The sequence below is a fragment of the Sphingopyxis sp. OPL5 genome (assembly GCF_003797775.2).
GTDB lineage: Bacteria > Pseudomonadota > Alphaproteobacteria > Sphingomonadales > Sphingomonadaceae > Sphingopyxis.
The window spans coordinates 1,526,504-1,549,726 of record NZ_CP060725.1; the positions used below are offsets into that span (position 1 = coordinate 1,526,504).

General features: G+C 67.4%; 24 protein-coding genes. 22 read left to right on the plus strand and 2 right to left on the minus strand.

All coding sequences use genetic code 11. From position 1 onward, the window contains the following. The first annotated feature begins 32 nt into the window (after positions 1-32). The 13 genes from EEB18_RS07370 to EEB18_RS07430 all read left to right on the plus strand — a co-directional run bounded on the left by EEB18_RS07370 (position 33) and on the right by EEB18_RS07430 (position 10,818). Positions 33-635 (plus strand): aspartyl/asparaginyl beta-hydroxylase domain-containing protein, encoded by a 603-nt coding sequence (locus EEB18_RS07370; protein WP_187139010.1) that lies wholly within the window; start codon positions 33-35, stop codon positions 633-635. Then, positions 632-1,558, plus strand: a complete 927-nt coding sequence (locus EEB18_RS07375; protein WP_187139011.1) for a hypothetical protein — start codon at positions 632-634, stop codon at positions 1,556-1,558. Before EEB18_RS07370 ends, EEB18_RS07375 begins: the two co-directional genes overlap by 4 nt. Positions 1,559-1,564: 6 nt before the next feature. Beyond that, positions 1,565-2,419 carry a sulfotransferase domain-containing protein gene (locus EEB18_RS07380; RefSeq protein WP_187139012.1) on the plus strand — a complete coding sequence of 285 codons (855 nt, stop codon included), beginning with the start codon at positions 1,565-1,567 and terminating at the stop codon, positions 2,417-2,419. A 53-nt stretch (positions 2,420-2,472) separates the two neighbouring features. Continuing rightward, positions 2,473-2,763, plus strand: coding sequence for a PqqD family peptide modification chaperone (locus EEB18_RS07385; RefSeq protein ID WP_187139013.1), 291 nt, complete (start codon positions 2,473-2,475; stop codon positions 2,761-2,763). Positions 2,764-2,893: 130 nt separating this feature from the next. Beyond that, the gene (locus EEB18_RS07390; protein WP_156377568.1) at positions 2,894-3,037 is read left to right on the plus strand and encodes a hypothetical protein; all 144 of its coding nucleotides are present in this window, start codon (positions 2,894-2,896) and stop codon (positions 3,035-3,037) included. A gap of 226 nt (positions 3,038-3,263) precedes the next feature. Beyond that, on the plus strand, positions 3,264-5,009 hold the full coding sequence (locus EEB18_RS07395) for an asparagine synthetase B family protein (RefSeq protein WP_187139014.1): 1,746 nt from the start codon (positions 3,264-3,266) through the stop codon (positions 5,007-5,009). Then, the gene (locus EEB18_RS07400; protein ID WP_187139015.1) at positions 5,006-5,638 is read left to right on the plus strand and encodes a sulfotransferase; all 633 of its coding nucleotides are present in this window, start codon (positions 5,006-5,008) and stop codon (positions 5,636-5,638) included. Before EEB18_RS07395 ends, EEB18_RS07400 begins: the two co-directional genes overlap by 4 nt. Next, entirely contained in the window at positions 5,635-6,480 is an 846-nt protein-coding gene (locus EEB18_RS07405; RefSeq protein WP_187139016.1) for a glycosyltransferase, read from the plus strand. Before EEB18_RS07400 ends, EEB18_RS07405 begins: the two co-directional genes overlap by 4 nt. Beyond that, entirely contained in the window at positions 6,477-7,277 is an 801-nt protein-coding gene (locus EEB18_RS07410) for a sulfotransferase (protein WP_187139017.1), read from the plus strand. The genes EEB18_RS07405 and EEB18_RS07410 overlap by 4 nt, the downstream gene beginning before the upstream one ends. After that, the gene (locus EEB18_RS07415; RefSeq protein WP_187139018.1) at positions 7,274-8,032 is read left to right on the plus strand and encodes a sulfotransferase family 2 domain-containing protein; all 759 of its coding nucleotides are present in this window, start codon (positions 7,274-7,276) and stop codon (positions 8,030-8,032) included. Before EEB18_RS07410 ends, EEB18_RS07415 begins: the two co-directional genes overlap by 4 nt. A 49-nt stretch (positions 8,033-8,081) precedes the next feature. Further along, positions 8,082-9,098 carry a LacI family DNA-binding transcriptional regulator gene (locus tag EEB18_RS07420; RefSeq protein WP_262408157.1) on the plus strand — a complete coding sequence of 339 codons (1,017 nt, stop codon included), beginning with the start codon at positions 8,082-8,084 and terminating at the stop codon, positions 9,096-9,098. 98 nt (positions 9,099-9,196) lie between these two features. Then, entirely contained in the window at positions 9,197-10,378 is a 1,182-nt protein-coding gene (locus tag EEB18_RS07425) for a GGDEF domain-containing protein (protein WP_187139019.1), read from the plus strand. Positions 10,379-10,521: 143 nt separating this feature from the next. After that, positions 10,522-10,818 (plus strand): hypothetical protein, encoded by a 297-nt coding sequence (locus EEB18_RS07430; RefSeq protein WP_187139020.1) that lies wholly within the window; start codon positions 10,522-10,524, stop codon positions 10,816-10,818. A gap of 33 nt (positions 10,819-10,851) precedes the next feature. Here EEB18_RS07430 and EEB18_RS07435 read toward each other — a convergent pair whose 3' ends face one another. Further along, positions 10,852-11,322 carry a MarR family winged helix-turn-helix transcriptional regulator gene (locus EEB18_RS07435; protein WP_187139021.1) on the minus strand — a complete coding sequence of 157 codons (471 nt, stop codon included), beginning with the start codon at positions 11,320-11,322 and terminating at the stop codon, positions 10,852-10,854. 235 nt (positions 11,323-11,557) lie between these two features. Here EEB18_RS07435 and EEB18_RS07440 point away from each other — a divergent pair, with 235 nt between their 5' ends. From EEB18_RS07440 to EEB18_RS07460, 5 genes are all read left to right on the plus strand, one after another. After that, a complete protein-coding gene (locus EEB18_RS07440) occupies positions 11,558-13,897 on the plus strand; it encodes an EAL domain-containing protein (protein ID WP_187139022.1) in 2,340 nt (779 codons plus the stop codon). 131 nt (positions 13,898-14,028) lie between these two features. Next, the gene (locus EEB18_RS07445) at positions 14,029-14,193 is read left to right on the plus strand and encodes a Flp family type IVb pilin (protein ID WP_187139023.1); all 165 of its coding nucleotides are present in this window, start codon (positions 14,029-14,031) and stop codon (positions 14,191-14,193) included. A 155-nt stretch (positions 14,194-14,348) separates the two neighbouring features. Then, a complete protein-coding gene (gene acnA, locus EEB18_RS07450) occupies positions 14,349-17,024 on the plus strand; it encodes an aconitate hydratase AcnA (RefSeq protein WP_187139024.1) in 2,676 nt (891 codons plus the stop codon). A 16-nt stretch (positions 17,025-17,040) separates the two neighbouring features. Next, positions 17,041-17,346: a ribosomal protein L7/L12 gene (locus tag EEB18_RS22535; protein ID WP_222943149.1), complete on the plus strand. Its 306-nt coding sequence runs from the start codon at positions 17,041-17,043 to the stop codon at positions 17,344-17,346. Positions 17,347-17,395: 49 nt separating this feature from the next. Continuing rightward, a complete protein-coding gene (locus EEB18_RS07460; protein WP_187139025.1) occupies positions 17,396-17,671 on the plus strand; it encodes a CBU_0592 family membrane protein in 276 nt (91 codons plus the stop codon). Here EEB18_RS07460 and EEB18_RS07465 read toward each other — a convergent pair. Then, entirely contained in the window at positions 17,668-19,122 is a 1,455-nt protein-coding gene (locus tag EEB18_RS07465; RefSeq protein ID WP_187139026.1) for an amidohydrolase family protein, read from the minus strand. The genes EEB18_RS07460 and EEB18_RS07465 overlap by 4 nt on opposite strands. Positions 19,123-19,690: 568 nt before the next feature. Here EEB18_RS07465 and EEB18_RS07470 point away from each other — a divergent pair. Genes EEB18_RS07470 through EEB18_RS07485 form a run of 4 tightly spaced genes read left to right on the plus strand, consistent with a single transcriptional unit; the run spans position 19,691 to position 23,219 of the window. Continuing rightward, positions 19,691-20,578, plus strand: coding sequence for a TauD/TfdA dioxygenase family protein (locus tag EEB18_RS07470; RefSeq protein ID WP_187139027.1), 888 nt, complete (start codon positions 19,691-19,693; stop codon positions 20,576-20,578). A 25-nt stretch (positions 20,579-20,603) separates the two neighbouring features. Beyond that, positions 20,604-21,581, plus strand: a complete 978-nt coding sequence (locus tag EEB18_RS07475; RefSeq protein ID WP_187139028.1) for an ABC transporter substrate-binding protein — start codon at positions 20,604-20,606, stop codon at positions 21,579-21,581. Continuing rightward, positions 21,578-22,438: an ABC transporter permease gene (locus EEB18_RS07480; protein ID WP_187139029.1), complete on the plus strand. Its 861-nt coding sequence runs from the start codon at positions 21,578-21,580 to the stop codon at positions 22,436-22,438. Before EEB18_RS07475 ends, EEB18_RS07480 begins: the two co-directional genes overlap by 4 nt. Before the next feature lie 10 nt (positions 22,439-22,448). Beyond that, positions 22,449-23,219, plus strand: coding sequence for an ABC transporter ATP-binding protein (locus EEB18_RS07485; protein ID WP_187139030.1), 771 nt, complete (start codon positions 22,449-22,451; stop codon positions 23,217-23,219). Positions 23,220-23,223: the final 4 nt, after the last annotated feature.

The window sequence follows — 23,223 nt, forward strand, 5'->3', positions numbered from 1 at the left end:
GACCCGGCAATTGCGGGGGCAATTTTCATCCCATGGCCGTCATCGTCACAAAGCCTGCCAATGTCCGCGACCTCGGCCCGGTCGACGCGACCGCGCTCGCTGCACGTGTCGCCGCGATTTCGGAACGCGCCTGGGCCGGCGAGGACGCGCGCAAGGAAAATGACTTCGAGGTCTTCCACCACACGCGCCACATCATCTTCCGTTTCACCCCGGGCAATCGCGAACCCGAAGACCATTATGACAATCCGGCATGGATGGTCTGGCGGCCGCTGCTCCAGCCGGTGATGGACGCGGCGATCCGGCCCTATGGTTTCGCCGATCCCGCCTTTCCAAAGGCGATGCTCGCGCGGCTCCAGGCCGGGCAGAAAATCGACCTCCACCGTGACGGCGCCGGATCGAACCTGCGCACCCACAAGATCCATGTGCCGCTGATCACCAATCCGGGGGCCTTTTTTCTCAGCGGCCCGAACCGCCACCATCTCGGCCTCGGCCATGCGTGGGAGGTCAACAATATCGCGTCGCACGGCGGGGTGAACGAAGGCGACGCCGACCGTATCCACTTCATCTTCGAAGTGTTCGACCGCGCCGCGCCGGCGCCATTGGGGGCCGGGGCCGAAGCCGCGACGACCGCATGACCCAGGGTCATTTTTACCGCCACTACGGCTTCACGCTGCGCTCCGACCTCGCGCTGCCACACTTGCTGCCCGGCGATGTCGCCGCCCCGGTCGACATCGAGATCCGCCTCGGTCCGATCGCCGACGACCGGCTGGCGGAGGCGATGCATTTTCGCAACTGGCGCGCCGAACCGGGCGAAATCCTGTTTCACGCCTTCGGCATCGGCCGGCTGCTGATCGCCGGCGGCACGTCGATCACCGTCGACCGCGAAGCCGGGGCGACCGACGCCGCGCTCGTCTCGATCATCCTCGGCACCGGCATTTCTGCGCTGCTGATGCAGCGCCGCATCCTGCCGATGCACGCCTGCTCGATCGCCAGCGACAGCGGCGCGATCCTCGTCATCGGGCGCTCGGGCGCGGGCAAGTCGACGCTGCTCGGTGGGCTGATGGCGGCGGGCTGCACGATGCTCGCCGACGATGTCACCGGGGTCACCGTCGACGATGCCGGCGCGACCGCGATCCCCGCCTTTCCCGCGATGCGGCTGTGGACCGACAGCCTGTCGCTGCTCGACCGTGACGACGACGACAAGATCCAGGTTCGCGAGGATATCGAAAAATATTATGTCGCGGTCGACCGCTTTCGCCAAGACCCGATGCCGGTGCGCGCGGTGGTGCTGCTTCAATCGCACAGCGGAACCGGCGTCCTGACGCGCCCCGTGCTGATGGGCAACCGGGTCGAAGCGCTCGCCCGCTATGTCCATCGCAAGAAATTCCTGCGCGGCCTCGGGCTCCAGCCCTGGGGCTTCGACGCGGTGGTAAAGCTCGCCGGGTCGATCGACATGGTCGCGATCGGACGCCCCGCGACCGGTGCGACGCCGGCGGGCATGGCCGATGCGGTGATCGAATATTTCGGCCTCTCCCCCGCGCTTCAGCCGACGCCATAGCGCGTCATGCCCTGCTCGATCGTCTGGCTCGCTTCCTATCCCAAATCGGGCAACACCTGGCTGCGCGCGATGCTCACCCACCTGCTCGCCGCGCCGGGCGATGATGTCTCGGTCAATGCGCTCGCCGGGGCGCCCGAGGGCGGCGACCGCCACGCGCTCGACGACGCCTGCGCCATTTCCTCGGCGGAGATGAAACCCGCCGAACTCTTACCCTATCGCGCGCTGCTCCACCGCCAGATGGCGGCGGAGAATGCCGCGCCCTTCTTCGTTAAGACGCACGACCAATATGCGCTGGGGCCGGGCGACACCGCGCTCTTTCCCGCCGACGCCAGCCGCGCCGCGATCTACATCGTTCGCAATCCGCTCGACGTCGCCCTCTCCTTCGCACACCATAACCAGCAGGATGTCGACACGACGATCACACGGATGGCCGACGCCGATTCGACACTCAACCGGTGGCCCGACCGGATCAGCGATTTCCTGCCCGTCCATCTCGGCCGGTGGAGCGACCATGTCGCGGGCTGGACACAGCAGGATGCGATCCCGCTCTGCCTGCTGCGTTACGAGGATATGCTGACCGACCCCGCAGCCGCGCTTGCGCGCGCCGCCGCCGCCGCGGGCCTCGATGCTGCGCCCGCCGCGATTGCCGCTGCGGTCGCCGCGAGTCGTTTCGACCGGCTGCGCGATCGTGAGGCGATCGAGGGCTTTTCCGAAAAGCCCGCCAACATGCCCAACTTCTTTCGCGCCGGGCGCGCCGGCGAATGGCGCTCGGCGCTGACCGCCGCCCAGGTCACGCATATCGTCGCCGATCATCGCGGCCAGATGGCGGCGCTCGATTATCTTCCCGCGTCAATGGCTTGACGCGTGGCGGCGGCGCTCGCTATCGCATCTGCGGGGATTTTGGGGGGCAGGACATGACGGTCGCACTAACCGGCAACACCTTGATCACGCGCAATCCGTCGATACTCTTCAACGACTTCGACGACGGGCTGATGATGATGGACATCGACAGCGGCAATTATTTCGACGTCGACTCGGTCGGCGGACGGATCTGGGCCTTGCTCGATTCGCCGGCGACGCTCGACACCATCTGCGATTCGCTGGTCGCCGAATATGACGTCGAACCCGGGACTTGTCGTACCGAAACCATTGGATTCGTCCAAGAACTTGCCGGCAAGGGGCTGGTCACGCTGTGTCCCTCCTAAACCATTGGTAGACGGGCCGTTTACCTTGACTGGTCAGCATTTTTGTCTCATCATGGCCAAGTAAATCGCCAGTCAGTGAAAAGCATCTGCGGGCGAACGGTGGGACCGATATCAAATAGGGGGGATTCTGATGACCAAGACCGTGGAAAAGCATGTGCCGCGCAAGGATTGGCAAAAGCCGGAACTGCGCTCGGTCGTGCCGGCGGCGCGTACGCGTGGCGGTGGCGGCGGCCCCAGCCCCGATCCGGACGATACCTTCTACGACGCGTCCTGATTCGCGCCACTCCAGTTCAGAGATGGAAATAGTGGTTTGGCCCTGCATCGCGGGGCCAAACTGCTTGCGCGTTAATTTGTCTGTGCGCTTGACGCTTTCGTGCGACGGCGGCACGATCGGCGCCGGCGCCCCCGCGTCCTGACGGGATCGACTATCGGCCGTGCATCGCTTCTGTGGCATCATCGATCGTTCGGCGTCCGCCGCACCCTCCATCGCCGATAGCGCCGTGGTTCGGGCCGCGCTCGGGGCGGCCAGTGTCGCCAACAGCCTCGCTGCGGCAAGCTTCGCCGCGCTCGCGACCGCGAAACAGGCGCGATCCATCGACGCACTGCATATCGCCGACGACCTCATCGTCGTCGCCGACGCGCGGATCGACGGCCAGGCTGACCTGCGTGCCGCGCTCGCCGATCTCGCGCCGCCCGCCAATACCTCCGCCGCCGCGCTGATCGCTGCCGCCTGGCGCCGCTGGGGGGCCGACTGCCCGCTGTTCCTCTATGGCGATTACGCCTTCGTGCTGCACGATCGGGACAGCGGCACCAGCTTCGCCGCGCGCGACCATGTCGGCGCCCGCCCCTTTTTCTATGCGCTAACCGGCGACCGCCTCGCTTTTGCCAGCGACCCCGCCGCGCTGCTCGCGCTCCCCGGCGTGCCCGACGACCTCGACGAGGATTTCATCGCCTCCATCCTCATCCATCGCAAGTTCCAGCCAATGGATCGCAGCTTCCAGCGCGCGGTCCGCCGCCTCGAACCCGGCCACCGCCTGTTTCTGGTGGGCGGCGACGCGCGCCTCGACCGTTGGTGGAACCCCGAAAAGATCGCCGTCGACGACCGCGCCGACGACGCCGCGACCATCGCGCGCTATCGCCAGTTCGTCGAGCAGGCGGTGACCGATCGCCTCGCGGGCGCCACCCGGTTCGCGGTGCATCTCAGCGGCGGGCTCGATAGTTCGCTCATCGCCGCGGTCGCGACACCCGAACTGCGCGCCCGCGGCCTCGCCGATCCGCCGGGGTACAGCTGGCATATCGTCGATCCCGACGCCGACCCCGACAGCGAACCCGGCTGGAGCGAAGCGATCCGCGCCCGCCTCGGCCTTCAGCTGTATGCCCCCACCCTCTCGACCGACGAGATGGCGGCGCTGTTCACGCAGGACTGGACCCGCGGCCCCGACATCCGCAATCTGCTCCACGAGGCAGCGATCCAGCGCGACGCCGCGGCGCGCGATGTCGAGGTCATCCTGTCGGGCTGGGGCGGCGACGAAGCCGCCTCGTACAATGGCCGCGGCTATCATCCCTGGCTCTTTGCCACCGGCCGCTGGGTGACGCTCTATCGCGACGCGGGCCGGCCCGGGGTCAGGGCGGGGCTGCGCACCATCTATCACGCCGCGCGCCGCACCGTGCGGACCTTTCACCCGCAGCTGCCGCTGCGCTGGCGCCCGTTCGCGGGGCACAGCCTGGCCGATCCCGCCTTCGTCCGCCGCGCCCGCCTGCTCCCCATGAAGGTGACGCGCGAGTTCGGCGTCCGCCGCACCCAGCATACGCTGCTCCGCTACAGCGCGACGACGGGGCGGCTCGAGGACTGGGCGATCAGCGGCGCGACACGCGGTATCGACTATCGTTTCCCGCTGCTCGACCGCCGCCTGCTCGAGTTCATCTACAGCCTGCCGCCGCGCATGTTCCGTCGCGGCGCAATGCGGCGCTGGCTGATCAAGGAGGCCAGCGACGGCCTGCTCCCCGACGTCGTGCGCCTCAACAACAGCAAGACCGAGCCGCTGCGCGTCGCCTGGATCGACAAGGCGCTCGGCGAAACCATGGTGCTGATCGGCGACCGCATCCTTGCGAGCGACACCCCGCCCGCCCGCGCGCGCTACATCGACATGGACCGGCTGCGCAAACGCGTCGAACACGCGCGCCGGACCCACTCGGGCCGCGACCCGGCGCTGCGCCTCGCGCTCCAGTTCCTCGACACCCCATGATCCTGTCGTTCAGCCGCCGCTTCGCCTTCGTCGCGATCCCGAAGACCGCCGGCCATGCGCTGCGCACCGCGCTGCGCCCGCTGCTCGCGGCGAACGACTGGGAACAATGCACCCTGTTCGACAAGCGCTATTTCCCCGTCGCGCCGCTCGCCGCGATCGGCCACGGTCACCTCGGCTATCGCGACGTCGCGCCCTTCCTGCTCCCCGGCCAGTGGGACGGCCTCACCAGCTTCGCCGTCGTCCGCTCGCCCTTCGACCGCTTCCTTTCCTATGCCCGCTTCGGCTGGCGGAACGGCGACGCGATGGTCCGCGACCCGCTCGGCACGATGAAGGCGGCGCTTACCGATCCCGCGCGCCGCGCGCATATCCTGCTCCGCCCGCAGCAGGAGTTCGTCTGCGACGACGCAGGCCGTGTCCGCACCACGCTGCTCCTCCGCCACGAAGACCTGGCGGCCGAGATGGCAAGGCTGTCGGCCGCCCTCGGCGCCCCGCTTCCGCCGCTCGAGGCGGTCAATGTCTCGCCCGATCGGGCGGGCGCCGCGCTCGACGCCGAACTCGCCGATCTCATCCGCCACTATTATGCCCGCGACTTCGCGCTCTTCGGTTACGATCCGGCCGCCGCGCCATGACCGCAACGACGCTCGTCACCGTCTCCTCGCCCGATTTCCGCATCGGCACCGAAGTGATGCTCGCGAGCTTCCTCGCGCATAATCGCTGGTTCACGGGCGACATTCTTGTCCTTCACAGCCGCCTGACCGGCGCCGACCAGGCCGCGCTCGCCGCGTCCTTCCCGCGCCTCCTCTGCCGCACGGCGAGCCCGCCCCTCGCCGACGCGATCAATACGCTCACCGTCGCGCACCCGCATCTCGCAGCGCGCCGCGACCGTTTCCTCAGCCTCGAAACCCTGCTCCTGCCGGCGACCGGCAGGCTGCTCTTCGCCGACAGCGACCTGCTGTTCCGCGGCGATATCGCGCCGCTGCTGGACAGCGACGCCGCGCTCGTCGCCTGCCCCGATGCCGCGATGCTGCGCGGCAATGTCCGCGACGCCGACTCTCTGGCCGAGGTCGCCGCCGGCGAAACCGCGTCCGCCAGCTTCAACGCCGGGCTGCTCGTCTACGACCCCGTCGCCGCCGGCCCCGGCGTCGCCGCCGCGCTCTGGCCGCTGCTCGATCCCGCCGGCTGGGCGCGCATCGCCTCGCAGCACACCGACCAGGCGGTGTGGAACCTGCTGCTGCGCGATCGTGTCGCACTCGCCGGCACCGCGTTCAACCTGATGATCGGCCACCGCGCCGCCAGCTTCGCGCACGAACCGGTGCCGCTCGCTGACGCCCGCGTCCTCCACTTCAACGGCGGTGCCAAGCCCTGGCGCCCCGACCGCCACGCCGACGCGATCGCGCGCGACCCCGACTATGCAACCGCTGTCCGCCTGTGGGCGGCGGCGCGCGCTGACTGGCTCAAGGGCAGGCCATGATCGCCGGCGGCGAAGGCGCGATACAGCGTCCTCTCTTCCTGCTCGCCCCCAACAACAGCGGCTCGACCTTTCTAGCCGCCGCGCTTGGCCAATGCGCCCGCGCCTGGTCGCTGCCGCGCGAGGGTCAGCATGTGACGGGTTTCCACGGCCCCAGTTCGCGCGGCACCGGCACCCGCCTGCTGTGGGCGGCGACGCCGGCCTCGATCGCGACCTTCCGCGATGCCGCCGCCTATGACTGGGACCGCACCCGCCGCGCCTGGTATTTCCACGCCCGCGCCGCCGATGCCGATGCCGACACCCTAGTTATCGCCTCGCCGCCCTTCCTGCTCATCGCCGACCGCATCGCCGCCGCCTTTCCCGACGCCGCCTTCCTCATCATGGTCCGCAACCCCTATGCCGTCGCCGAAGGCATCGTCCGCCGCGGCGCCGACGCCGGCCCGGTGGCGCCCGGCGACAGCCTCGCGGCCACCGCCGCGCGCCACATCGTCGCCGCTCTCGCGGCGCAGGCCGCCAACCGCGCCGCACTCGGCGCGCGCACGACCTTCTTCACCTATGAGCAGATGTGCCGCACCCCCGCCGCCGTCGCGGCCCGCATCGCCGGCCTCGTCCCCGCCTTCGCCGACCTCGTGCTCGACCGCTCGCTTCCGGTGAAGGGCCGCTACAACGAAGTGCTGCGCGACATGAACGCCGATCAGATCGCCCGGCTCGGCCCGGCGCAACTGGCTGATCTCAATCGGGTCTTCGACGATCACCGCGACTTGCTGACCGGCTTCGGTTACGACAGGGTCGGCGCATGACCGACACTCCGCGCCGCCCGCTGTGGATATTCCTCCACGTTCCCAAATGCGGGGGCACGACGCTGAAGGCGCATCTCGAACGCCATTTCGCCATGGACGAGCAGCTGGTCGAATTTTCCAACTGGGGTCGCCGCTACCGCAAGGAACAGGGCCGGCCCGAATTCGAGGATCGCCCGGCCGAGGAGCGTACCCGCGCCGAAATCCTCGCGGGGCACCAGCTCGATTACGGCATCCACCGCCTCGTCCCCGGGCTGCGCGAGCCGCGCTATGTCACCGTCGTCCGCGACCCTGCCGAACGCTGCGTCTCGCTCTATAATTTCCGCTGGAGCCGCGGCCACGCCCCCGACGATTTCGACGATTGGTATATGAACTGGTACCGCCCCGAACAGTCGGACTATATGGTGCGCTTCTTCGCCCAGCGCCTCTATGGCGCCGACCTTCCCGCCGATCCCGAACAGCAGCTTGCGATGGCGCAGCGGCTGCTGGAGCTGTGCTGGTTCGCCACCACCACCGATCGCTGGAACGAGGGGCTCGACTTCCTGTCGGCCGCCATGGGCATCCCCGCCGACTGGAACCATTATCGCGCCGCCGGACGTTCGATCGAGCTCCCCGCCTCGCACCCGTCGCAAGGCGAAGTGGTCGCGCGCCGCGTCACCCTCGACGAGGCGCTGCGCGCACGTATCCATGCCGACTCGCCCGGCGACGCCCGCCTCGTCGACTGGGTCCGCGCCCGACGGTGGCCGTTCGCCGATTGACAGCGCCCGTCGCCCGCGCAACAGACGCGATCAAGGGGAGAATGGGATCGTGACCGCGAAAATGCTGCGCCCGACATCGTTCGACGTCGCCGAGCGCGCGGGCGTGTCGCAATCGACCGTCTCGCGCGCGCTGCGCGGCAGCCCCGGGGTCAATGCCGAAACCCGCGCCCGCGTCTCGGCGGCTGCACGCGAACTCGGCTATGTCGTCGACCGCCACGCCTCCAGCCTGCGCCTGAAAAGCAGCGAGACGATCGCGCTCGTCACCATCTGCCGCCCCGGCGAAGACCGCAGCGCGATCAACCCTTTCTATTTCGCGCTGCTTGGCAGCATTGCCGAGGCGACGTCGGCACGGCGCTTCAACCTGCTCGTCAGCTTCCAGGAAAGCCCCGCCAATTTCCGCGCCGATTTCGTCGCCTCGGGGCTCGCCGATGCGATGATCGTCATCGGCACCACCAGCAACGACGCGGCGTGGGATTATTTCGGCGCCGCGCAGGCCTCGGGACTCGACTTCGTCTGCTGGGGCAGCCCGGGCGATCCCTTCCACTGGATGCGCAGCGACAATGACGCCGGCGGGCGCCTTGCCGCCGAACATCTGATCGCGACCGGCCGCCGCCGCGCCGCTTTCATCGGCCCCGCCGATTCGGCACAGCGCCAGTTCGACGAACGGCGCGAAGGCTTTTCCGCCGCACTCGCCGCGCATGCTATCGACCCGGTCGTCTGGGCGGCCGCGCCCGCCGCCGACCGCCATGCCCAAGGCGTCGCCGCCGCACATGCCTTGCTCGCCGCGCATCCCGACACCGACGCGATCTTCGCCGCCAGCGACATGCTCGCGCTCGGCGTGCTCCAGGGCCTCAAGGAAATCGGGCGCCGCGTGCCCGAGGATGTCGCGCTGATCGGCTTCGACGGCATCCGCGCCGGCACCCTCGCCGATCCCGCGCTCACCACGCTCGAACCCGATCTCGAGGCCGCCGGCGAGGCGCTCGTCGCGATGGCGCTCGAGGATGACGAGCATGTCCGCGACGGCACGCGCGTCCCGGTCCGCCTCGCGGTGCGCGGCAGCGCCTGACGGCGTCAACGGTTCACCGCTTCGTCACTTTCCCACTGCCCTCGTAACGGCTTATTATCCCTGATCTTGTTACGCTGCGTGCGAGAGGCAGTAAGCGTTTGTCGGGTCAGTTTTTCATTTCCCTGCTCAATCCGGGCATCGGCCTGTTGCTGGCGGGCGCCTTCCTGCTGCTCTGGCTCTACCGCCGCGAATATCGCTACCTCCTCGCCGCCGCCGCCGGCCATGCGATCACCGCCGCCGCCTTCCTGATCCAAGATCTTGGCCCGGTGCTGCCGATGGAGTTGCAGCGGATTCCCGCCAATTTCGGCTATCTCCTCGCCGGTTGCCTGCTCGTCGGCGCGATCATCGCCCATTATCGCGTCGCCGTGCCGCGCCGCACGATGGCGGTCATCTGCACCGTGTCGATGGCCATCTTCCTCTGGTTCCTGCTCGTCGATCCCAGCATAGTCGGGCGCATCTATGCGATCAGCTTCGCGCTCGGACTGATCGCGCTGATGATTCCCGTCTGCCTGCGCCGCTTGCCCAAACGGCACATCGTCGACCATATCTTCTTCTGGCTCGGCATCGTCTGGGCGCTCAACTACACGCTGCGACCGTTGCTCGTCCTCGGGGTCACCGGCGACATCGTCAATTATGTCGGCTTCCAGCAGTCGGTCTATTGGACCACCGTCCAGTTCACCCAAGCGATCTGCTCGGTGCTGTCGGCGATCACGCTGATGGTCGCGGTGGCGATCGACCTGATGGCCGAACTGCGCGAACAGGCCGACGGCGACCAGCTTTCGGGCCTGCTCAACCGGCGCGGGTTCGAGGCGGAGGCGGGCGCCGCGGTGCGCGCCTGCGCCGACCAGGGGCGGCCCGCCGCGCTGCTCATCGCCGACATCGACCATTTCAAGGCGGTCAACGACAATCACGGTCATGCCGCTGGCGATGCGATCATCGCCGCCTTCGGCGCCCATCTTCGCGCGGCCGGCCCTGCCGGGACGATCGCCGGCCGCATCGGCGGCGAGGAATTCGCCCTCTTGCTGCCCGGCAGCGGGATCGAGACGGCACGCGCGCTGGCCGAGGCGGTTCGCACCGGCATGACTATCGCGTGCCAGCCCTGCCTCCCCGGCGCGACGCCGCCGACGACAAGCATCGGGCTGGCGGTCGCCGTGCCCGGCGCCGGCCTGTCGCAGCTGATGCGCGACGCCGACCAGGCGCTCTACGAAGCCAAGCGCGCCGGACGCAATCGCGTCCGCGCCTTTACCCCGGCACCGGTTCGTATCGCCACCGCGTCCTGACACGGCGGGCATCCGCTTGGGCTTCACACCTATGGCACCGGCGGCGGCAAAGCCGCGCTTTCGCGGCGGGCAGTTTTTTGTGCGTTGCACACTAAACTAGCATATACTAATATGACTTAGTATATAGTCGAAAGGTCATTCCCATGCGTATGTTCGTCACCATTGCGCTTCTCGCCGTCGCCACGCCCGCCCTCGCCGTCGAAACCGCTACGCCGCCGGCCGAAGCGACCACCGCGCTCGAACGCGCGCCGAAGGAAGGCGAAGTCCTGCGCGACACCAGCGCCCGCATCGTCGGCAAGGTCTACAAGGTTCAGGCGTCGGGCAACCTCCTCGCGATCGTCAACCGCGAGACCGTTCGCATCCCCGCGAGCACGCTCAGCATCGTCAACGGCAAGCTGGTCACGACGCTCAGCAAGTCGGAGGCGCTCAAGCAGAAATAATCCGGACCTGCGTCGCCGGAAGGCTCTCCCCTCTCAACGCTGCTCCGGCTCGCAGGTCACGGCTTCGACCGCGTCGCCGCCCAAATTGGCGGTGATGCGGTCGAGCATCGCGTGGAGCAGCGCCTGCTCTTGCGTGTCGAAGCCTGCCAGCGCCGCGGCTTCCTCCGCAGCGCCGATCCGCGTCAATTCACCGATCAACGGTTCGATCGCGTGGGTCAGCCAGATGCGGTGCGCGCGCCGGTCCGCGGGATCGCGGCGTCGCTCGACCAGTCCCGCCTCGACCAGCTTGTCGATCGATCGGCCCACGGTCACCTCGCCGACCTCCAGCAGTTCTGCAACCTGCCGCTGCGTCGCGCCGGGGCGCCGCCGCACGCAGGCGATCGTCTGCCACTGCGCGCGCGTCAGCCCCAACGGCTGGACACGCCGGTCGAAGCGCAGCCGCAGCATGCGCGACAGCTTCATCACCTTCATTCCCAGCGCCTTGTCGTCGTCGACCGCCTGCACGCGCGCTCCTTCCCCCGATCGCGCGACTGTCGCCGACAAGGCAGCGAAGCGCAAGCGCTGAAGGCAGGAGGGGGTGCCCGTCGCGCGCGGGCAGGATGCCGCCCCGTCGCACCGATTCGCGGTACCCCTCAGTATTGAATCATTTATTTCTCAACCGGTTTCAGTATCTTCTCCAATAATAATCCAATCTTTACGCCTGTCTGGTCTGATAAGCGCGGGGACCAGGGGGAATTTTATGTTCAGCGTCCTCGAATGCGTGGTGTATCAGCATGACCTGTGGCTGGTCCTTGTCGCCGCGCTCGTCTGCGTCCTCGGCAACATCTGCCTCTTCGTCGTCCTCAACCGCTCGACCTTCTGCATCGAGACGCGCCGCCGCCACTGGCTCGTCGTCGCCGCGGTCGCGCAGGGGGTCGGGGTCTGGGCCACCCATTTCGTCGCGATGCTCGCCTATCGCGGGGCGATGCCGATCCGCTTCGACGGCTCGCTCACTCTGCTCTCGGTCGCGATCGCGATCGGCTTCTTCTGGGTCAGCTTCCGCTGGCTCGGCAAGGCGCCGACCGCCGCGCGCTGCGCCATCGCCGCCGCGGGCGCCGCGGTCGGGGTCGCCGCGATGCATTTCACCGGCATGGCGTCGATCATCGCCCCGGCGCACGTCTCCTATGCCGTCGCCCCCATCCTCGTCTCGCTCGCCGTCTCGTGGCTCTGCTTCTGGGCGTCGTTCGTCGCCTTCGCACGCAGCAGCGGGTGGCGCCGCATCGCCCTTCCCGCCAGCCTCGCGGTGCTGGCGATCGTCGCGCTGCATTTCACCGCGATGTCGGCGACCACGCTCGTCCCCGATCCGACGCGCGGCGACGCGCTCGGCGCCGCGGTCACCCGCGACTGGCTCGTCCCCGCGATCGTGTTCGCCAACCTCGCGCTCGTCGCGCTCGCGCTCACCGGCTCGCTGATCGACCGCTGGCTCACCGATGCCCACGGCCTCGCCGAAGCGACGCTCGAGGCGCTCGCGATCACCCACGACGGCCGCATCGTCGAGGTCAACCACCAGCTCGGCGATCTGCTCGGGGTCAGCGCCGGCGCGATCCTCGGCAGCGCGCCGGGCGACTGGTTCGTCCGCCTCGACGGGTCGCCCTTCGCCGCCCCCGACGGCCCGTCGGTCGAGGCGCGGCTGCGCGGCAGCGCCGACGAGGACCAGATCTTCGAGATCGGCACCCGCACGATCGAATATCGCGGCCGCAGCTGCCAGGTGCTCGCGATCCGCGACCTGTCGGACCGCAAGCGCGCGCAGCGGGCGATCGAGCATCTCGCCTCGCACGACGCGCTCACCGACCTCGCCAACCGCACGCAGTTCGCCGTCGCGCTCGACGACGCGATCGCCGCCGACGCCCCCTTCGCGCTGCTCGCGCTCGACCTCGACCGCTTCAAGGCGGTCAACGACATCTTCGGCCATGCCGCGGGCGACGCGGTGCTGCGCCGCGTCGCCGATATCCTGCGCGCCGCGGTGCGCGGCGACGACATCGTCGCGCGCGTCGGCGGCGACGAATTCCTGATCATCCAGCGCGCGGTCTCCGCCCCCGACGACGCGCGCCGCCTCGCGACCCGCATCCTCGAAGCCCTCGCCGAGGAAATGGATGTCGCACGCGATCCGATGGCGGTCGGGGTCAGCATCGGCGTCGCGCTCTTCCCCGCCGACGGCGCCGATGCCGAGACGCTGCAGCGCAACGCCGACACCGCGCTCTACCGCGCCAAGAACAACGGCCGCGGCACCGCCGCCTTCTTAGACCAGGAAATGGACGAGGTCGCCCGCGAACGCCGCGCGCTCGAACACGACCTGCGCCACGCGATCACCCGCGGCGAGTTGCGCCTCGTCTTCCAGCCGCTCGTCGCCACCGCCTTCTGCTCGGTCGTCGGGTACGAGGCGCTGCTGCGCTGGGACCATCCCGAGCGCGGCGAGGTGCCCCCCGACGATTTCATCCCGATCGCCGAGGAGATCGGCGCGATCGTCCAGATCGGCGAATGGGTGCTGCGCCAGGCGTGCGATACCGCCGCCGCCTGGCCCGACAATATATCGATCGCGGTCAATGTCTCGACGATCCAGTTCCAGGTCCCCAACCTGCCCGGACTGGTCCGCGAGGCGCTGCGCGAATCGGGGCTCGACCCGCACCGGCTCGAGCTTGAGATCACCGAGACCGCCTTCCTGCGCAACCGCCAGAGCGCGCTCCGGGCGCTGCACGCGATCCGCGACATGGGGGTGCGCGTCGCGATGGACGATTTCGGCACCGGCTATTCGTCGCTCTCGAACCTCAAGGCCTTTCCCTTCGACAAGATCAAGATCGACAAGAGCTTCGTCTCGGCGATCGACGATGACGATGCGGCGCGCTCGATCGTCCGCGCGATCATCGGCCTGGGACGCAGCTTCAACATGCCGATCGTCGCCGAGGGGGTCGAGACCGCGGCGCAGCGCCAAATGCTGCTCGACGAGGGCTGTCCGCAGGCGCAGGGCTATTATTTCGGCCGCCCCGCCGAAAATCCCTATGCCGAGGGCTCTCCGCCGCGCGAGGCGCAATCGGACGGCTGAGCCGCCCGCGCACCCGCCTGCCACACCGCGTAGCTTCACGCCCGTTAACCCCGTCCTCGAACAGATTGTTCTGACGTAACGCTCCAGATTGCCCGGGATCGCGGGGGCCGATCCTGTACGGGGAATTCACCATGCGGAAAATTCGGCTGATCGACGACACAAGGGCCGCGACCGCCATCGAATATGGACTGATCGCGGCACTGATCGCGGTCGCCTGCATCATTGCCTTTCAGATGCTCGGGCTCAGCCTCGCCAATATCTTCACGACGATCGACGATGCCTTGAACGGACGATAACGAGGCATACTCCTCTGCCACCCCCTTGCATTTCCCCGCCCCCGGCGTAAGGCCACGCCAACAATAACCGCGCGCGCGACTCCCTTCGGCCCCGCTCTCCCGCTCGGTCCGTCGGACGGTCTTCCCCCGCCGCGCCTACAGGGGACTGCTGCACCATGACGACCATCGGCAACGACACGCTTGGAACTCGCTCGACGCTCGACGTCGGCGGCAAAAGCTATGCTTATTACTCGCTCGACAAGGCCGCGGCGAAGCTCGGCGACGTGTCGCGGCTGCCCTTTTCGATGAAGGTGCTGCTCGAAAATCTGCTGCGCTTCGAGGATGGCGGCTTCACCGTGTCGACCGATGATGTGAAAGCGCTGGTCGACTGGCAGAAGGACCCGCATTCGAACCAGGAAATCCAGTATCGCCCGGCGCGCGTGCTGCTGCAGGATTTCACCGGCGTTCCCTGCGTCGTCGACCTCGCCGCGATGCGCGACGCGATCGCCAAGCTCGGCGGCGACACGACCAAGATCAACCCGCTCGTCCCCGTCCACCTCGTCATCGACCACTCGGTCATGGTCGATGAATTCGGCCACCCGAAGGCGTTCGAGCAGAATGTCGAAATCGAATATTATCGCAACGGCGAGCGTTACGACTTCCTGAAATGGGGGTCGAAGAGCCTCGACAATTTCAAGGCGGTGCCCCCGGGCACCGGCATCTGCCACCAGGTCAACCTCGAGCATATCGCGCAGGCGGTGTGGTCGAGCGAGGATGCCGCGGGTGAAACCGTCGCCTATCCCGACACTTGCGTCGGCACCGACAGCCACACGACGATGATCAACGGGCTGGGCGTGCTCGGCTGGGGCGTCGGCGGGATCGAAGCGGAAGCGGCGATGCTCGGCCAGCCGGTGTCGATGCTGATCCCCGAAGTCGTCGGCTTCAAGCTGACCGGCAAGCTCAACGAAGGCGTCACCGCGACCGACCTCGTGCTCACCGCGACCCAGATGCTGCGCGCCAAAGGCGTCGTCGGCCGCTTCGTCGAATATTTCGGCCCCGGCCTGTCGTCGCTGAGCCTCGCCGACCGCGCGACGCTGGCGAACATGGCGCCCGAATATGGCGCGACCTGCGGCTTCTTCGGCATCGACGACAAGACGCTCGACTATATGCGCCTGACCGGCCGCACCGCCGAAAATGTCGCGCTGGTCGAGGCTTATGCCAAGGCGCAGGGTCTGTGGCTGTCCGCCGACATGGCCGACCCGATCTTCACCGACACGCTCACCCTCGACATGGGCAGCGTCGTGCCGTCGCTCGCGGGGCCGAAGCGCCCGCAGGACAAGGTGATCCTCACCGAGGTCGACGATGTGTTCAACGCCGACCTCGCGTCGGTGTACAAGCATGACGGCATCAAGCGCGTAGCGGTGGCGGGCGCGAGCCACGACATCGGCGACGGCGACGTCGTGATCGCCGCGATCACCAGCTGCACCAACACCTCGAACCCCGGGGTGATGGTCGCCGCGGGTCTCGTCGCGCGCAAGGCGAACGCTTTGGGCCTGAAGCCCAAGCCTTGGGTCAAGACGTCGCTCGCGCCGGGGTCTCAGGTCGTCACCGACTATTTCGATCGCGCCGGGCTGACCGCCGATCTCGACGCGGTCGGCTTCAACCTCGTCGGTTATGGCTGCACCACCTGCATCGGCAATTCGGGTCCGCTCGCGGGGCCGATTTCGGAAGCGATCAACGGCAACGACATCGTCGCCGCATCGGTGATCTCGGGCAACCGCAACTTTGAAGGCCGCGTGTCGCCTGACGTGCGCGCCAACTTCTTGGCTTCCCCGCCGCTCGTCGTCGCCTATGCGCTCAAGGGCACGGTGACCGAGGATTTCACCACCACGCCGATCGGGCAGGACCAGTCGGGCAAGGACGTGTTCCTCGCCGATATCTGGCCGACCAACCAGGAGGTCGCCGACACGATGGCGGCGTGCATCGACCGCGACATGTTCGAGGCGCGCTACGAACATGTCTATCGCGGCGACGAACATTGGCAGAAGATCGAGGTCGAGGGTTCGGACACGTACCAGTGGCGCGCCGGGTCGACCTATGTCGCGAACCCGCCCTATTTCGAGGGCATGAGCATGACCCCGGCGCCGGTGAAGGACATCATCGACGCGAAGCCGCTGGCGATCCTCGGCGACAGCATCACCACCGACCACATCAGCCCCGCGGGCAGCATCAAGGCGGACTCGCCGGCCGGAAAATGGCTGATGGAACATCAGGTTAGCAAGGCCGACTTCAACAGCTACGGCGCCCGCCGCGGCCACCACGACGTCATGATGCGCGGGACGTTCGCGAATATCCGCATCAAGAATGAAATGGTCCCCGGCATCGAAGGCGGCATGTCGCGTTACGGTTCGGAGGTCATGCCGATCTACGACGCCGCGATGCGCCACAAGGCCGACGGCACGCCGCTCGTCGTCATCGCTGGCAAGGAATATGGCACCGGTTCGTCGCGCGACTGGGCGGCGAAGGGCACCAATTTGCTCGGCGTCCGCACCGTGATCGTCGAAAGCTTCGAGCGCATCCACCGTTCGAACCTCGTCGGCATGGGCGTGCTGCCGCTGCAATTCCTCGAAGGGCAGAGCCGCGAGACGCTGGGGCTGACCGGCGACGACACCTTCACCATCACCGGCGTCGCGGACCTCAAGCCGCGCCAGACGGTGACGGTCAACGTCACGCGCCCCGACGGATCGACCTTCGCCTTCGACACGCTCTGCCGCATCGATACCGCAAACGAGGTCGAATATTATATGAACGGCGGCATCCTGCACTATGTGCTGCGCAAGCTGGCCGCTTAAGGACTAGGCTGGGACGATGGGCGCCTTGATCCCCTTCGTCCTCGGACTGCTGCTCGGGGTCGCGCTGACGCTCTTCCTGATCCGCAAGGGTCAGGGCGACCAGCGCGACCTCACCGCCCCGCCGCCGCGCGCGGCACCGCGCGCGCCCGAAATACGACCAATGGTCCGCGTCGGCGACGAGCGGATCGGCGACGAGGAAATCCTCGACCTCATCCGCCAGAACCGCAAGATCGAGGTGATCAAACTGATGCGCGAGAAGACCGGGCTGGGCTTGGCCGAAGCCAAGGATGCGGTCGAAGAACTCGAACGGGGCATGCGCTGAACGGCCATCCCCGAAACAGGCGGTGCAAACGGCCGCGAAGGGACGGGATATGGGCGGATTCAACATCGGCATCGAGGTCATCGGCTGGACCGCCGCCGCGATCATTCTCGCCAGCTATATCCTGCTCTCGCTCGGCAAGCTCGAGCCGCGCGGCTATCTCTACCAGTGGATGAACGTTGTCGGCGCCGGCGGCTTCGTCATCAACTCGGGCTATAATGGCGCACTGCCCTCGGCGGGGCTCAACGTCATCTGGGCGGCGATGGGGCTGTTCACTTTGTGGAGCGTCTGGCGCGCGCGGGCTGCGGCGCGCGCGACGGTCCACTAGGGCTTCGCGGCGGCATTCCAGGCCGCCACCTTCGCGCGGGTATCGGCGAGCATCCGGTCGAGCGCGGCTCGGTCATGGACGATCCCGCGCATCACCACCGTATCGATCGCACGCGTCGCCGCGATGTCCTCCAGCGGGTTGCGGTCGAGCAGCACGAGGTCTGCCGCCATGCCGGGCTTGATCGCGCCATAGCGACCCAGCCAACCGAACCATGCAGGGCCAGCGCGCGTCGCCGACGCGAGCGCCTGCGCCGGGGTCAGCCCCTTTTCGACGAACAGTGCGAGTTCGTCGTGCAGCCCGAAACCCGGGTAATTATAGCTGTTGAGAAAACCCGCGTCGGTCCCCGCGATGATCGGCACCCCCGCCTCCGCGAGCATCGGCAGGATGGTGCCCACATCCTCGATCTGCTTGTGCCGCGCCGCGATCGCCGCGGCATCGGCCTTCGCCGCGCGCTCGACGCGCCAGTCATAGGTCTTGCGCAGCTTCGGCCCGATATAGGCGAGCCCCGCGTCCTTGCTGTGATCGTCGCGATCGAGATAGGCGATGATCCGGCTGCCGTTCAGCGTCGGGGTGACCGATACGCCCTGCTGCGCGAAACGCCGATAGGCGGCCATCGCGGTGTCACGGTCGAACCCGCTATCGAGGCGGCGGTTGGCCTCGGCGCGGTCGATGCGGCCCGCGGCAAAGTCGGCGGCGATCGCCGCCTCATCCTTCGCCCCGGCATTATAGGCATAATCGAGATGCTCGATCGAACTGATCCCGGCATCGACCGCCTGCCCGGTGGTCAGCGCCATCGGGATATGGCCCGAGGTTTTGATGCCCAACGCCTTCGCCTGTTTCAGCGCGTAGAGGAACAATTCGGGTTTCAGCGTGCTGTCGGTGATCTTGACGAAATCGACCATGTCGCGGTTCTTCAGCCGGTCCAGCGCCGCATCGACATCGGCCTCGCTGCCGACCTCGATCGTCCCCTTCCACAGCGGCGCGATCCCTTCGATCTTCGCGCCCGAGGTGAGCAGCCGCGGGCCGAAGAGCTTGCCCTCCGTAATCGCGCCGCGCCACGCGAGCACCTGGTCGGCGAGGTCGCCCGAACAGTCGCGGATCGTCGTGATGCCGTTGGCAACATAGAGCGGAAACAACGCCGCATTTTCTTCGATCAGATCGGGTCCGCCGCCGAAATGGACATGCATGTCCCACAGGCCGGGGATCAGATATTTGCCCTTGCCCTCGACCCGCTGCTTCGCACGCCACGCCTGCGCGATCGCGGCATCGGGACCGACCGCGACGATATCGTCGCCGTGCAACACAATCGCCTGGTCCTCCACCGCCTTCGCCGCCTCGACATCGATCAGCGTGACATGGCGAATGATGACATCGCCCTGCTGCGGTGCCGCCAGAGCGGGGGTCGCGAAGGCGAGCAGGGCCGAGGTGAGAGTGGCGATCAGGAATTTCATAGCGGGCGACCTTTTCCGAAGTTGAAATCCTTTACCGCCGCCATGCCGGATAGAACAGGGATGAACCGCCGTCCGGCCTCCCGCGCGATCATTCGCGAGACGCGCGCTCGCGAATATCGTCACCCGGATGATGCCCCTAAAGAAGCGTCCCGCGCCCGGTCGCGACGGAACGGGCCAACCGAGCGACGCTTTGCCGCCTGAAAGCGAAACTAGGCTTGACGATTCCAACTCTACCAATCAAGTTGAATTACCGGCCTGATCCCGACCGGCAGGAATTTTCGGGATTCGCGGCTTTTGACCGGGAAGCAGCTTGCTCCGCGTTACCAACAGCTAAAGCGCGCGATGCTCAGGCGACAGCGCCAGGTATCGTGTTCCCCTCAGATGATGAGGTGATACGATGCACATCCCTACGCCGCGATAGCCCCCGCGTGCCCATGACGGCGCGCCACCTCTGACCCGGAGCGCGCGCCAAAATCTTCCTGCGGCCCTCTGCCGCCCCCTCCACGGCTTCGCGTCACCGCGATAGCGAGCCCTTTTGCACGTCCTTTTCTAACCAGGGAATACGACCATGACCGTCCAGACGCTCGACCGCAGCGCCCCAGCAACCGCGCTTTTCGACATCGTCCCGCTTCAGCCCAGCCTCGGCGCACTGATCACCGGCATCGACCTTGCCAAACCGCTCGACCGGCCGACCTATGACGCGCTGCGCGCCACCCTCCTCAAATATCGGGTCATTTTTTTCCGCGACCAGAATCTGACGCGCGAACAGCATATCGCGCTCGGCGCCGCGTTCGGCGATCTCGAGGAGCATCCGGTCTTTTCGCTGCCCGACTATCCTCAGATCCTGCCGCTGATTTCGGAAGAGCTGAAGGACCGGCTGCCCGGCGGCTACCGCCAGACTAGCGATGGCAACTGGCACGCCGACACGACCTTCCGCGCCGAACCATCGGCCGCCTCGATCCTGATCCAGCGCGTCTCGCCCTCGCTCGGCGGCGACACCGTCTTCGCCAATGCGGTCGCGGCCTATGAAACGCTCGACGACGACACCAAGGCGCAGATCGAGGGCCTCACCGCGATCCACGACACGCGCACCTTCCTGCAATTCCTCGACACCGAGGAAAAGCGCGATGCGCTGCAAAAGACCTTCCCGCCGGTCGAGCATCCGGTGGTGCGCATCCACCCCGAAACCGGCGAGAAAGTGCTCTACGTCAATTCGGTCTTCACCCGCCGCATCGTCGGTCTGCCCGAAGCGGAGAGCGACGCCCTCCTCGCCAAGCTCTTCAATCAGGTGAAGCGGCCCGAATTCCATGTCCGCTGGAGCTGGAAGCCCGGATCGATCGCCTTCTGGGACAATCGCGCAACCCAGCATTACGCCGTCCCCGACTATAGCGAGGCGCGCCACATGGAGCGCGTGACGATCGTCGGCGACCGCCCCGTCGGCCCCGAAGCCGCCTGACCCAGAACAAACAAAGGCGGTCGCCATGAAACTCTCCTTCGCCCCGCTCCGCGCGCTTGCCGCCGGTGCCTTGCTGTCCCTCGCCGCGTGCGGCGGCGCGGCCGACAGCGGCACGACGCTGAAGGTCGCCGACCAGCTCCACGCGCTCAAATCCTCGCTCGATGTCGCGGGCGAGGGTCAGCCGACCGATTACGCGATCGAATGGGCCAATTTCGTCGGCGGCCCGCCGATCATCGCAGCACAGACCGGCGGGTCGATCGACGTCGGCTGGATGGCCGAAACCCCGCTGATTTTCGCGCAGGCGGCGGGCAGCCCGGTCAAGGTGGTCGCGGTCAGCCAGTCGGCGAAGCAGGGCGGATCGGCCTATGCGCTGGTCGTCAAACCCGGCTCGCCGATCCGCACTGCGGCCGACCTCAAGGGCAAGTCGGTGACCTTCATGAAGGGCACGGTGCTGCACTATTTCATCGCGAACCTGCTCGAGAAGCAGGGCCTGTCGCTCAAGGACATCAAGCAGGTGCAGGCGACGGGTTTCGGCACGGGCCTGCTCGACAAGGGGGCGGCCGATGCGATCATCCTGACCGAACCCTTCCTGACCGAACTCGAACAGGCGGGCAAGATCATCATCGCCAATGGCGCCGACTTCACGCCCGGCTTCAACTATCTGGTCGCGTCGGACGCGGCGCTTGCGGACCCCGCCAAGGCCAAGGCGATCGGCGACCTTGCGGCGCGGGCGGCACGGGCGCAGCGCTGGCAGCGCGAACATGTGAAGAAGGCCGCGCCGGCGCTCGCGAAGCAATATAATGTCGGCATCGACATCGCCGAGAAGATCATCGAGCGATCGCCGTCGAAATACACCCCGATCGACAACAGCATCATCGCGGCGCATCAGGCCGAAGCCGATCTGTTCCTGAAGGAAGGGCTGATCCGCAAGAAGCTCGACGCGTCACAAATCTTCGACAAGCGCTACGACAGCATCGTCGCCGCGCAGGAGGCGGCGAAGTGAACGCGCCGACGCCGATCGCCGCGTCGGGGCTGACCGCGTCGGGCGATCCCGGCCGGCTCGTCCAGCCGGTCGTCCGACAGGCCGGAAACCACTCCGAAAAGCTGTCCTTTGTCCGCCGCGCCATCGGACCCCTGATCGTCGTCGCGCTGTGGGCCCTGTCGACGAGCGCGGGCTGGATCGACCCGTCGATCCTTCCCTCGCCCGCCGGGCTGGCAGCGGGATGGCAACAGCTGTGGACCGAGCAGGCCCTCGCCACGCAGATCGCGACCTCGCTCACCCGCGCGCTCGTCGGCGGCGCGGTGGGGATCATCTTCGGGCTGGTACTGGGCACGATCGCGGGTCTGTCGAAGCTCGGCGAGGAATTGTTCGACGCGCTGCTCCAGATGCTGCGCACCATCCCCTTCCTCGCGCTCGTGCCGCTGTTCATCGTCTGGTTCGGGATCGGCGAGGCGCCCAAGCTTCTCCTCATCGCGCTCGCGACGATGTTCCCAATGTATCTCAACACCTATGCCGGGGTGCGCAATGTCGACCGCAAGGTGATCGAAGCGATGCGTAGCTTCGGGCTTGGCGGCCGCCGCCTGATCCTCGAAGTCGTGCTGCCGCTGGCGCTGCCGCAGATTTTCACCGGGCTGCGCTTCGCGCTGGGGGTCTCGGTTCTCGTGCTGATCGCGGCCGAACAGATCAACGCCTCGGCGGGGCTCGGCTACCTGCTCAACAGCGCGCAAATGTATCAGCAGGTCGATGTCATCCTGATCTGCATCGCGATCTACGCCGTCCTCGGCCTCAGCGCCGACCTGATCGTCCGCACGCTCGAACGGCTGTTCATGCCGTGGCGCGCGGGCATCGCCGTCCGATAGGAGCATCCTGATGACCGCTGTTCTTTCGATAGATTTCGCCAATGCGGAGCGCGTCGCCGAGCCCGATTTCGCACACCATCCCGTTGCGGTCGACGTCAGCAAGGTCAGCCGGACATTTGCTGGCAACACCGTCCTCGACCGCCTCGACCTCAAGATCCACAGCGGCGAATTCGTTGCGCTGCTCGGCGCATCGGGCAGCGGCAAGACGACGCTGCTGCGCATCCTCGCCGGACTCGACGCCCCCGATGGCGGCGAGGCCTGGGTGCCCGAGGCCCGGACGGTCGTGTTTCAGGAACCCCGCCTCGTCCAGTCGATGAAGGTGTGGAGGAATGTCGTGATCGGTCTGCCGGGCCGGCTGGCGACGCGCGATCGCGCCGAGGCCGCGCTCGCCGAGGTCGGCCTCGACCATCGCACCGACGCATGGCCCGCGACCTTGTCGGGCGGCGAGGCGCAGCGTGCCGCGCTGGCGCGTGCGCTGGTGCGCGAGCCGCGGCTGCTGTTGCTCGACGAGCCCTTCGCGGCGCTCGACGCGCTGACGCGGCTCAAGATGCAGCGGCTGATCGGCGAGCTGTGCCAGGCGCACGGCCCCGCGACGCTGCTCGTGACGCACGACGTCGAGGAAGCGATCCTGCTCGCCGATCGCATCCTCGTGCTCAAGGAGGGCCGGATCGGATACGACACCCGCGTCCGCCTGCCGCACCCGCGCCGCGCCGGCGGCAAGGAATTCGACGCGCTGCGCGACACGCTGCTCGCCGAACTGGGCGTGCCGCAGACCGATTGACCCT

What these genes read in the sequence shown, in the direction of transcription:
- EEB18_RS07370 (WP_187139010.1), top strand. Translation starts at nt 33, where the DNA reads ATGGCCGTCATCGTCACAAAGCCTGCCAATGTCCGCGACCTCGGCCCG.
- EEB18_RS07375 (WP_187139011.1), top strand. Translation starts at nt 632, where the DNA reads ATGACCCAGGGTCATTTTTACCGCCACTACGGCTTCACGCTGCGCTCC.
- EEB18_RS07380 (WP_187139012.1), top strand. Translation starts at nt 1,565, where the DNA reads ATGCCCTGCTCGATCGTCTGGCTCGCTTCCTATCCCAAATCGGGCAAC.
- EEB18_RS07385 (WP_187139013.1), top strand. Translation starts at nt 2,473, where the DNA reads ATGACGGTCGCACTAACCGGCAACACCTTGATCACGCGCAATCCGTCG.
- EEB18_RS07390 (WP_156377568.1), top strand. Translation starts at nt 2,894, where the DNA reads ATGACCAAGACCGTGGAAAAGCATGTGCCGCGCAAGGATTGGCAAAAG.
- EEB18_RS07400 (WP_187139015.1), top strand. Translation starts at nt 5,006, where the DNA reads ATGATCCTGTCGTTCAGCCGCCGCTTCGCCTTCGTCGCGATCCCGAAG.
- EEB18_RS07405 (WP_187139016.1), top strand. Translation starts at nt 5,635, where the DNA reads ATGACCGCAACGACGCTCGTCACCGTCTCCTCGCCCGATTTCCGCATC.
- EEB18_RS07410 (WP_187139017.1), top strand. Translation starts at nt 6,477, where the DNA reads ATGATCGCCGGCGGCGAAGGCGCGATACAGCGTCCTCTCTTCCTGCTC.
- EEB18_RS07415 (WP_187139018.1), top strand. Translation starts at nt 7,274, where the DNA reads ATGACCGACACTCCGCGCCGCCCGCTGTGGATATTCCTCCACGTTCCC.
- EEB18_RS07430 (WP_187139020.1), top strand. Translation starts at nt 10,522, where the DNA reads ATGCGTATGTTCGTCACCATTGCGCTTCTCGCCGTCGCCACGCCCGCC.
- EEB18_RS07440 (WP_187139022.1), top strand. Translation starts at nt 11,558, where the DNA reads ATGTTCAGCGTCCTCGAATGCGTGGTGTATCAGCATGACCTGTGGCTG.
- EEB18_RS07445 (WP_187139023.1), top strand. Translation starts at nt 14,029, where the DNA reads ATGCGGAAAATTCGGCTGATCGACGACACAAGGGCCGCGACCGCCATC.
- acnA (WP_187139024.1), top strand. Translation starts at nt 14,349, where the DNA reads ATGACGACCATCGGCAACGACACGCTTGGAACTCGCTCGACGCTCGAC.
- EEB18_RS22535 (WP_222943149.1), top strand. Translation starts at nt 17,041, where the DNA reads ATGGGCGCCTTGATCCCCTTCGTCCTCGGACTGCTGCTCGGGGTCGCG.
- EEB18_RS07460 (WP_187139025.1), top strand. Translation starts at nt 17,396, where the DNA reads ATGGGCGGATTCAACATCGGCATCGAGGTCATCGGCTGGACCGCCGCC.
- EEB18_RS07465 (WP_187139026.1), bottom strand. Translation starts at nt 19,122, where the DNA reads ATGAAATTCCTGATCGCCACTCTCACCTCGGCCCTGCTCGCCTTCGCG.
- EEB18_RS07470 (WP_187139027.1), top strand. Translation starts at nt 19,691, where the DNA reads ATGACCGTCCAGACGCTCGACCGCAGCGCCCCAGCAACCGCGCTTTTC.
- EEB18_RS07475 (WP_187139028.1), top strand. Translation starts at nt 20,604, where the DNA reads ATGAAACTCTCCTTCGCCCCGCTCCGCGCGCTTGCCGCCGGTGCCTTG.
- EEB18_RS07485 (WP_187139030.1), top strand. Translation starts at nt 22,449, where the DNA reads ATGACCGCTGTTCTTTCGATAGATTTCGCCAATGCGGAGCGCGTCGCC.